The sequence below is a fragment of the Rhodococcus jostii NBRC 16295 genome (assembly GCF_001894825.1).
Classification (GTDB): Bacteria; Actinomycetota; Actinomycetes; order Mycobacteriales; family Mycobacteriaceae; genus Rhodococcus_F; species Rhodococcus_F jostii.
The window spans coordinates 104,484-113,872 of sequence record NZ_BCWY01000028.1 but is presented as its reverse complement, the minus strand read 5'-3'; the positions used below and the strand labels follow the sequence as shown (position 1 = coordinate 113,872).

7 protein-coding genes are annotated in these 9,389 nt (G+C 67.8%); 1 reads left to right on the top strand and 6 read right to left on the bottom strand.

Features of this window, described 5'->3' with window-relative positions; translation table 11 throughout:
• On the bottom strand, positions 1 to 1,332 hold a 1,332-nt coding region (locus RJ1_RS19495), incomplete at its 3' end, for a condensation domain-containing protein (protein WP_255284894.1).
• A gap of 220 nt (positions 1,333 to 1,552) precedes the next feature.
• Here RJ1_RS19495 and RJ1_RS19490 point away from each other — a divergent pair.
• Entirely contained in the window at positions 1,553 to 1,972 is a 420-nt protein-coding gene (locus RJ1_RS19490; protein WP_073362764.1) for a nuclear transport factor 2 family protein, read from the top strand.
• A 306-nt stretch (positions 1,973 to 2,278) separates the two neighbouring features.
• Here the strand turns inward: RJ1_RS19490 and RJ1_RS19485 are convergent, their stop codons facing one another.
• From RJ1_RS19485 to RJ1_RS19460, 5 genes are all read right to left on the bottom strand, one after another.
• On the bottom strand, positions 2,279 to 2,833 hold the full coding sequence (locus RJ1_RS19485) for an LLM class flavin-dependent oxidoreductase (protein WP_240320089.1): 555 nt from the start codon (positions 2,831 to 2,833) through the stop codon (positions 2,279 to 2,281).
• Positions 2,834 to 3,059: 226 nt separating this feature from the next.
• Positions 3,060 to 3,746 carry a hypothetical protein gene (locus RJ1_RS19475; protein WP_073362762.1) on the bottom strand — a complete coding sequence of 229 codons (687 nt, stop codon included), beginning with the start codon at positions 3,744 to 3,746 and terminating at the stop codon, positions 3,060 to 3,062.
• Between the two features lie 244 nt (positions 3,747 to 3,990).
• Positions 3,991 to 4,770: a thioesterase II family protein gene (locus RJ1_RS19470; protein WP_240320088.1), complete on the bottom strand. Its 780-nt coding sequence runs from the start codon at positions 4,768 to 4,770 to the stop codon at positions 3,991 to 3,993.
• Entirely contained in the window at positions 4,763 to 9,091 is a 4,329-nt protein-coding gene (locus RJ1_RS19465; protein WP_073362757.1) for a type I polyketide synthase, read from the bottom strand. The genes RJ1_RS19470 and RJ1_RS19465 overlap by 8 nt, the downstream gene beginning before the upstream one ends.
• Complete coding sequence (locus RJ1_RS19460; protein ID WP_073362755.1) at positions 9,088 to 9,375, bottom strand: acyl carrier protein; 288 nt, start codon at positions 9,373 to 9,375, stop codon at positions 9,088 to 9,090. Before RJ1_RS19460 ends, RJ1_RS19465 begins: the two co-directional genes overlap by 4 nt.
• Positions 9,376 to 9,389 lie beyond the last annotated feature (14 nt).

Sequence of the window (9,389 nt, the reverse complement as noted above, 5' to 3'; positions counted from 1 at the left end):
CCGCTCCAACTCCGCCACACCGATCGCGGCGAGCGGAGTGCCGGGGTCTGCGGCGAGTATTTCGTCGATCAATCCGACGACGCCGGCGTGATGCGAACGCAGTTCGTCGTCGCGGTAGCGGTAGGGGTTGGCCTCGAACTCGACGAACGTCGATGCCGGAGTTCCACTCCGGTACACATTGACGGACAGATCCGGGACGGGACCCGTGGTGAGGATCCGGAAGTCTCCGGTCAGCGATCCGAAGGTGAGGTCCTGATCGAAGAGCATGACGTTGACCATCGGTCCGGAGATCCTGCGGGCCTCGGCGGAAACACCCAGCTCCCGCAGAATATCCTCGACGTTGCCGCGCTGGTGCCGCATTGCGCCCATCAGTTCGTGCTGGACTCGAGCCACGAGGTCGCCAACGGTGTCTTCGGACCGGACCTGCACCCGCAGGGGCGCGACGTTGGCGAGCATGCCGCCGGAACGGCGCAATACGGCGGTGGTGCGTGCGGACAGCGGAATGTCCACAAGCACGTCCTGCCGTCCCGTCCGCCGCGAGAGATAGCCGGCGAAGGCGGCGATCAACGCGGCTGCGGCTGTCGCACCCGGCCGGCCGTCGGTGTTCTCGAGTCGCGCGACGGCACCGGCGGACAGCGCCGTGCGCACCGTCAGGCTGTGGGCGGCGGGAGGCGCCTCGACGTCGGTCAGGGAGGTGCCGTTCGTGCGCGTGTGGAGACGTTCGGCCCAGTAGTCGCGGTCGGAAGAGAACCGGTGGGACCCCCGGTAGTCCTCTTCGAGACGGTGCAGGGTGTGCAGGTCCGCTGCACGGTTCGGTTCGCGCTCGAGGCCCTGGACGGCCGCGGTATACAGGGCAGCGACGCGGTTGACCATTGTCATCGCCGCGTATCCGTCGAGGGCGATGTGGTGGATGCGGCTGTACCACAGGTGCCGCTCGTCACCGACCCGCAGCAGCGACGATTCACACAGATAGTCGTGTTCGAAATCAACTCGTGCCGTGTAGTTCTCGTGCATCCATTCCTCGGCCGCGGCCATCGGGTCGGATGCGCCGCGGAAGTCGACGATTCCCATGGCCGCGTCGGTCGGCGGATCGACCACCTGGTGCGGCTCACCGTCGACGTGCACCAGACGCAGGAACACCGACTCGTATTCGTGGCCGGCAACGAGCGCCACCTCACGGAACAGTTCGACGTCCAGCAGACCGTGGATGTCGACGTACTGCGCGATGCAGATAGGCACGTCCGGGGCGAGCTGCTGCGCAAACCACAGCCCGTGTTGCGCCGCAGACAGCGGGAACGGATCGGATCGGTGCTCTCGGTAGTTCGCTCGCACAGCGTGTTCCATCACATCACCAACCAGGGTGCTTGCGCCGCTGAATGCACGGCGGGACGCTCGGTCCTCTGGGCAGGGGGAGCCGGACGAACCGACGCCACTACAGTCCCGCGGATCGCCGTGCGCGAGAACACCCCCTAGGGGTGTGGGTTCGACACCCTGGTCTCGATCAGCGGGATGCCGGGACCGACAGGGCCGGTCCTCCGAGGAGGATCGAGCCATGCCCGAGTCTCTTCCCGACCGCGTCCAGATCACCGACCGCCTGCACGTTCTCGCCACTCTGCTCGACACGAAAAACTGGCCGGGGTTCGCCGCGACCCTCACCGAGGATGTCGTGGCCTACGGCCGGAACGGGCCGGCCGATGTGGTCGCCCGCGTCCGCTCCCATCTCGACGTCTGCGGCGTCACCCAGCACCTCATCGGCAACATCCGCATCGACCTCGACGGTGACACGGCACGCACCCGGTCCTACTTCCGGGCGTTTCACGTCGGCCTCGGCGACCATGCAGGCGCCACGTACGAATGCCTCGGCGAGTACCGGGACCAGTGGCGACGCGGCCCGTCGGACTGGTTGCTGTCCGGGCGTGTAATCGACGTCCGCGCCGAGATCGGCGACCGGGGTGTCATCGCGCCCCACTGATCTGCCGTCTCGTGCATTCCGATGTGTGCGTTTGGGCGCGGCGCCCACCAGTTGGCGTCGCCGGCGATCCGCATGAAGGCCGGAACGAGAAGCGATTCGTTCGCCGGGGCGCAGCGCGGGTCAGAAGCGGGAACCGCTGGCCAGCCCGTGAGACTCGAAAACGGTTGCGGATTCTCCGTGGATTGTTACACCTTCACCCGGGCGGGGTGGCGCACACCATCCGTCGACGATCCACTGCGGCGGGGCCGACGGAAGTCGAATGGTGGGTTACGACGACGCGGCAGCACCGTCCGCCCCCGCGGAACGTCAGGGGTGTGGGCGCATGGTTTCGAGCATGTAGTCGAGTTCGGCGCTGGTGCGGTGGGGTGGGGTGGGAGGGTGAGGATCGGCATCTTTGTTGCCGAGTCCGGCGAGGTAGATCGGCAGGCCGGTGTGCGCGGCGACACCCAGCCGCAGGGGCCGGTGGTCGTGGGTTGCCGTCGGGTGGACCCGCTCGCCGTCGCGCAGTCGACGGACCTGTGCGGTGACCGCGCGCAGCTTGGCCACCGGCGCGGTGAACGATTGGTCGTGCAGTCCTTCGACGAGCTGTGGACTGCTTGCACCCAAGCCGAGGACGAAGCGGCCGTGTGAGACCTGGTCGAGGCTGGTGGCGAGCATCGCGAGGGTCCCGGCGGTGCGGCCCCAGACGCTGAGCACCCCGGTACCGATGATGATTCGTTCGGTTTTCGTGGCGATTTCGGCGAGCAGGACGGCGGCATCCGGGCTCCACCCTTCGGCGAGGAAGAACCCGTCATAGCCGAGATCTTCGGCGCGGCGGGCGACGTGCAGTATCACCTCACGGCGCGTTTCGAGTGGGGTCACTCAGATACCGAGGCCGCGGCGGGTAGCGCTGACGCCGGAGGCGACGTTATCGGTTGTGTGGGTGCTCATGCGCGGGTTGCCGTCCGTTCTGGTGTCGATGCTCCACTCGACAGGCGCGTACGCATCGCGAGGCGGGCGCGGTCGAGATAGCGCGTGTCGGCGAAGAGATGGAAATATGAGTTGGCCGCCAGCAGTGTTCCTTCCAGCTCGAACGCGAGCTGGTCCGTCACGTCGTCGGTCGGCGGAAGCCGCCGTCGGAGCTCGTGGGCGGCGGTGAGCCCGCCGATGTCGCTGCCGTATCTGACGATGAACCGATCGTGGGCGCGAGCCGCCACAATCCAGCGGCGGCGAGAACGTGCCACAGCGCGTGACCCTGCAGGACGCTGCTCGGCCGGCAGATCGACGTCCGGTCGCCGACGGTGCCGAGCAGAGCGCCGGACGCGAGAAGCAGTGCCGCGACGATCGTCGTGCGCCGCAGCTGCGGACGGACACGGGCGCGTTCCAGACCGAGTCCCGCGGCGACCGCGGCGAGCATTCCCTGCACGATCGTGGATGCACTCGAACCGGCAGCCACGGTAGGAACCATCACGAGCGGAACGACGAGCCACCACCCCGGCGACAGCCGACGGCCAAACCGGTCGGAGGCGGCGTCGACGGCGATATAGGCGAGCAGTGTCGCGATCGGAATGTCGTGTGCATAGGCTTGCCACGACGGGTTGGGTCCGTGCGCAACAAGCGACCCGGCCCCGACCGCGACGACGAGCAGGCCGTAGGTCACGGTCGGCGCGCCGTGCGGACGACGCGCGACGACCGCGAGGCCCGCAACCACGAAGGCCAGGCTGGTGACAGCGGCCGCCGGCTGCCCGATAAAGCCTGCGTCTCGATACAGCTCGCAGGCGTTCGCCAGCATCATGGATCGAGGCTAGCCGTTACAGGCCAGCCGCCTTGGATCCGGTTGATCAGGTCCTCGGCGCCGAGAGCGTCGGCACTGGCCGGGCTCCGCCCGAACAGGCATCTCGCCAGTGCAGCCCTGGAGGGATGCGGAAGCGCTGGTGGGAGTTCGAGGGGTGCAGTTCGGGGCTCACATGGCCGAGGCGATCGGCAGCACCCACGTGAAGAACCGTGGTGGACCAACTCGTACACCCGCTCGGGGTCGATTACGCTCCGTGTCGTTGGTGCCCGGCCGCTTCGGCGTGGGGGCGCAGCATCGGTCTGAGCACGCGAAAGAACTGCTCGGGTCCGTTGTCGAGATAGAAGTGATCGCCCGCCACCATGCGCACCTCGCGTAGCCGGGTGGTATGTCGACTCCACGCCCGCAGATCGCGTTCGCCGACCAGCGGATCGGCGTCGGCGCCGAGCACATACGTGGGACAGGTGAGAGCCGAGTCCCCCGGATCCCGGAAATTTGTGCAGAGACAGAGATCGTTCCGCACGGTGGGGAGCCATCGGTCCAGCCATGCAGGCCAGTCCAGGAGCTCGTCGGGGAGACCACCGGTCGCGCGCAGAAACCCGATCAGCGTCGCGTCGTCCAGATCGTCGACCGGAGGCAGCGGCGGGGGCAGGTGCGGGGCGGAGTACGCGGACAGCACCAACGCCTGCGGTAGTGGATTGCCGGATGCGCGACGGCGGCACGCCAACCGGTAGGCCACGAGCGCGCCCATGCTGTGTCCGAAGAACGCGTGCGGCACCGTCAGGAACTGAGCGAGCCCCGTCTCCAGTTCGGCGACGAGTGACTCGAGGTCGCTGAACGGTTCTTCTCCCACGTGGGCGTCCCGCCTTGGCAGCTGCACAGGCCACACCGACACCTGTGGGCTCAGCGCGCGGTGCCAGCGGCGATACATGGCGGGCCCGCCGCCGGCATGAGGAAAGCAGAACAGGCGAAGGGGACCGGACGGACCCGGACGGTCGAGGTACGGGCTGAGCATGTCGCTACGCACTCACCCGGAGTTCGGCGAGTTCCTCGGCGAGGGCCTGTACCGTGGCGCGGATCTGGTCTTCGGTGTGGCACGAGGTGACGAAGAACCTCAACCGTGCGAGGTCTTCCGGGACGGCCGGGTAGAGGATCGGATTCACATTGATACCACGCCTGAGCAGCGCGTTGGACAGAGCGAGCGCCCGGAGTGAATCCCCGACAATGCAGGGAATCACGGGTGTGTCCCTGGTGTCTCCCGTATCGATCCCGGCCTCGGTGGCGAGTGCGAGGAAGAGTTGGGAGTTCCGGCGCAGACGAGCGAGCGCCTCCGGTTCGGCCCGCATCTGCCGGATCGCGGCCAGCGATGCCGCGGCGTTCATCGGCGTCATCCCGACGCTGTAGACGAAACCGGGGGTCGTGTACTTCAGGTATCGGATGAGCGCACGACTGCCCGCGACGTACCCACCGCAGCCGGCCAAGGCCTTCGACATCGTTCCGGACCACAACTCCACGTCGGCGCGGTCGACGCCGAAGTGCTCGCCGATGCCGCCACCGGTGGCGCCGAGCACCCCGATGCTGTGCGCCTCGTCGATCATCATCAACGCCTGATGCTTCTTCTTCACCGCGATCATGGCCGGCAGGTCGGGAATGTCACCGTCCTGGCTGTAGACACCCTCGATGATGATGAGGACCCGCCGGTACTGCGATCGGATCGCGGTGAGGATCCCGTCCAACGCGGCGTAGTCGTTGTGCGGGAACGGACGCCGGGTAGCGCCCGACAGCGCGCAGCCCTGCAGAATACTGTCGTGCGCCAGACTGTCGTGTATGACCAGGTCGCCCTCCGAGAGAAGATGACCGATCACCGTCACATTGGTGGCGTGCCCGCTGACGAGGGCGATGGCGTCGTCGGTGCCGAGCAGGCCGGCCAGTTCGGCTTCGAGTTCGCGGTGCACCGGTTTCTCGCCCGACAGCAAGCGACTGGCCGAAGACGAACTGCCGTACCGGGCGACCGCGTCCTGTACCGCCGAGACGACGGCGGGGTGGCCGGACATCCCGATGTAGTTGTAGCTGGAGAAATTCACCACTTGCTCACCGCCGATCATCGAGGTGTCCCGCGTGACCCCGTCGTTGACCAGGAAGTACGGGTTGGTGACGCCGAGACCCTCGGCTGTGTTCAGTCGTTCGGCGAGCGCCTCGACCTCTGGAAACTCTTCGATGCGGAACTCGGGTGCCACGCTCGTGCGCGGGGGCGCCGGTACGGACTCGTCCCGCCCCGGCGCAATTGCGGCGGAAGACCGGGGTGCCCACTGCGCGGTCACGTGATCGATCACATCGCCGAGAGTGCGGTTCGGCGAGAACCATTCCGGTTCGACGACGAGACCGGGGAATGCGCGGCTCAATCCGCCGAACAGGTCGGTGATCATGATCGAGTCGAATCCGAGGTCGCCGACAATGGTCTGCGTCGTCTTCAATGCCTCAGCGCGGAATCCGCTGACTCGCGCGGTTTCCGAGCGCACCCTGGCCGCGATGCGATCGACCGCAACCGCGCGAGCCTGCGCACCGTCGGTCGATGGCGCCGCGTCGGGAAAGGCCACTCCGGGCGCACCATTGACGGCAGCGGCGAGAACGGCGGTCTGCTGTCGGAAGAGGGCGATCAGTTGATCCATCGTGGTGTCCTCGGGCTCGTGGCTACAGGCGATCGGTGTGGGCGGCGGCCCGGATTCGGTGGTCGCGTTGGTCAGGACGGGCGCGTCGGCGGGTGTCCAGAAGCGATGTTCGGTCGCGAATTGGTAGCCGCTCAGGCGTCGGCGGACCCGGGAGCCCGGCTCGTAGAGTGCGTCCCACCTGGGATCGAGTCCGTCGCGGTACAGCGCAGACACGGTGTCGGCGAGTTCGTGGCCGGTGGCCGCCGGACCTGGGCACGGCGCGAGGTACCGCGCCGACTGGCCGGGATGCGCGCGTGCCGTGAGCGGCAACAGGATACGTGCGGGTCCCAACTCGAGGAGATGGGTCGGTTCGGAGGCCATGGCGGCCGCTGCGGCGTCCGCGAATCGCACGGTGGCCGTGATCTGGTCGGTCCAATATGCCGCGTCCATCGGCGTGCCGACGTCGAGCAACCGTCCCAGCACGGTCGAGAAGACAGGAATCTCGGGCGGGCGGTAGGTGCATCCCGCGGCGACCTCGGCGAAGGCGTCCCGCATCGGCTCCATGAGGGGCGAATGGAACGCGTGCGACACGGTGAGGCGACGGACCCGGAATCCGGCTGCGGCCAGCGTGGCGCCGAGGCGTTCGAGTGTGTCGGCGGCCCCCGACAACACCAGATCCCGCGGCCCGTTCACCGCGGCCACTGCCGCCGCTGGTTCCTCGGCCAGCAGGGCTTCGACCTCCTCGCGGGCGGCCCGGACCGCCAGCATCGTGCCGCCCCGGGGCAGTTGTTGCATGAGCCGTCCGCGCGCGACGATCAGTCGGCAGGCGTCGTCCAGGCTGAACACGCCGGCATGCGCGGCGGCCGCGTACTCGCCGACGCTGTGCCCGACCAGCCACGCCGGCTCGATTCCGGTCTCCGTGAGTACCTGCGCGAGTGCGTATTCCAACGCGAACAGGGCAGGCTGCGCGAACTCGGTACGGTGGATCTCGTCACCGGCATCGAGCAGCAGCGTCCGGACCGAGCGGCCCAGGTGTGGCGCCATCTGCTCATCCACTTCGGACAATGCGCGCCGGTAGGCGCCGAAATTCTCGTGCAGTGAGCGTGACATTCCCGGATACTGCGAACCCTGACCGGTGAAGAGCCAGCCGACGCTCGCGGGACGGGCCAGTCCGGACAGCGACTCGAGTCGGCGATCGTCGACGGCCGCGTCGCGGAGCGCCGCCACCGCCTGGTCCCGGTCGTGCGCCGGAAGCGCCAGCCGATGTCGCCCCGACACCTTCACGGTGTTCGTGGACCAGCAGATCCGGCCCAGCTCGGCGTGACTCGTACTCAGATCGTCGGCGAGCACGGCGGCGTTGCGCGCCAGACCTTCCCGGTTGTTCGACGACAGGGTGAGCACACCGCCGCCGACACTCGGTGGAGTCGGCGCAGATGTGGGAGCGCCGGCCATCACCAGGTGGGCGTTGGTGCCGCCGATCCCGAAGCTGCTGATTCCGCCGTACACCTCGCCGTCGGGCAGGGGCATCGGTTCGGAAAGAAGGCGAAGTCCATTGTGCGCCATACGCAGTCGCTGGTTCTCGCCCTCCGACCAGCGGCTGGGCGGTACTACGCGGTGGTGCAGCGAGAGGGCGACCTTGATCAGTCCGGCCACACCCGCCGCTCCCTCCGTGTGACCGAGATTGCCTTTGATCGACCCGACAGCGCACGGCTGGGGGCGGTTCACGGCGTGGAGGTGCCCGAGGGCGTTGACCTCGATCATGTCGCCGAGCACCGTTCCCGTGCCGTGCGCTTCGACGAACGCGACCTGCGCCGGCGATACGCCCGCACGCCGGTACGCCTTCTCGATGACCTGCTGCTGGGCCCAGCGATTGGGCGCGGTGATCCCGTTGCTGCGGCCGTCGTTGTTGACGGCACTTCCCTTGATCACCGAATAGATCGGCAGACCCTCGGCCTGGGCGTCCTCCAACCGACGCAGCACGAGTACCGCGACACCTTCGCCACGACCGATTCCGTCTGCCTTTCCGCTGAACGGCTTGCACCGTCCGTCGGGCGCGGAAAGTCCTGCCTGGGTGTAGAAGACGTTCAACGCGGGGGTCACGGCGATGTTGACACCGCCGGCGAGGGCTTGATCGCACTCGCCGGCCCGCAGCGCCGCGCACGCCAGGTGGACCGCGACGAGGGACGACGAACATGCGGTGTCGACCGCCATGCTCGGGCCCCGGAGGTTCAGGTGGTAGGACACCCGATTGGCCGTCATGAAATAGCCGTTGCCGCTTCCGAGCTGGGGCGTGATGCGCGCGACGTCCCGCATTTGGAGGTTCCATTCGTTGGCCATCACGCCGACGAACACGCCGGTGTCGGAACCGGACTGGGCCTTCGGGTCCAATGTGGCATCCTCGAACGCCCGCCATGCCGTCTGGAGAAGCAGCCGTTGTTGCGGGTCCATGGCGGCAGCTTCGCGGGGTGCGATGCCGAAGAACTCGTGGTCGAACGCGTCCGCGTCGACCACGAATCCGCCGCTGCGGTTGTTGACCGAGCCGGGCCCCCCGGCTTCGTCGTAGAAGTCGTCGGCGTTCCATCGCTGTGCCGGGACGTCGCCGATCCCGTCGCCGCCGTCCAGCAGCAGCCGCCACAACGCCTCGGCGTCGGGTGCCTGCGGAAAGCGGCAGTCGAGACCGACGAGGGCGATGTCGGTCACGAGGCGTTCCGGTCGGCGAAGTCGACTTCGCCGGCAATGAAGACGGCCATCTCCGCGACCGTGGGGTAGTCGAACACCACGGTCGGATCCAGCTCGAGCTCCCACTGGTCTTCGATCTCGCCGCACAGGCTCACCGCTGACACCGATGCGATTCCCAGCTCGGTGAGGGGGATGTCGGGGTCGACGTCACTCGGCGGCTGGTCGGTGTGGAACGCGACCCTTCCGGTGAGCCAGACGATGATGGGTGCGAGTGCACTCGCATTGGACTTGGTGGGGAAATGCATCGGGAGGTCTCCTG

Bases quoted from the DNA above. Each gene is read 5' to 3' on its own strand.
- RJ1_RS19490 (WP_073362764.1), top strand. From the start codon at position 1,553: ATGCCCGAGTCTCTTCCCGACCGCGTCCAGATCACCGACCGCCTGCAC.
- RJ1_RS19475 (WP_073362762.1), bottom strand. From the start codon at position 3,746: ATGATGCTGGCGAACGCCTGCGAGCTGTATCGAGACGCAGGCTTTATC.
- RJ1_RS19460 (WP_073362755.1), bottom strand. From the start codon at position 9,375: ATGCATTTCCCCACCAAGTCCAATGCGAGTGCACTCGCACCCATCATC.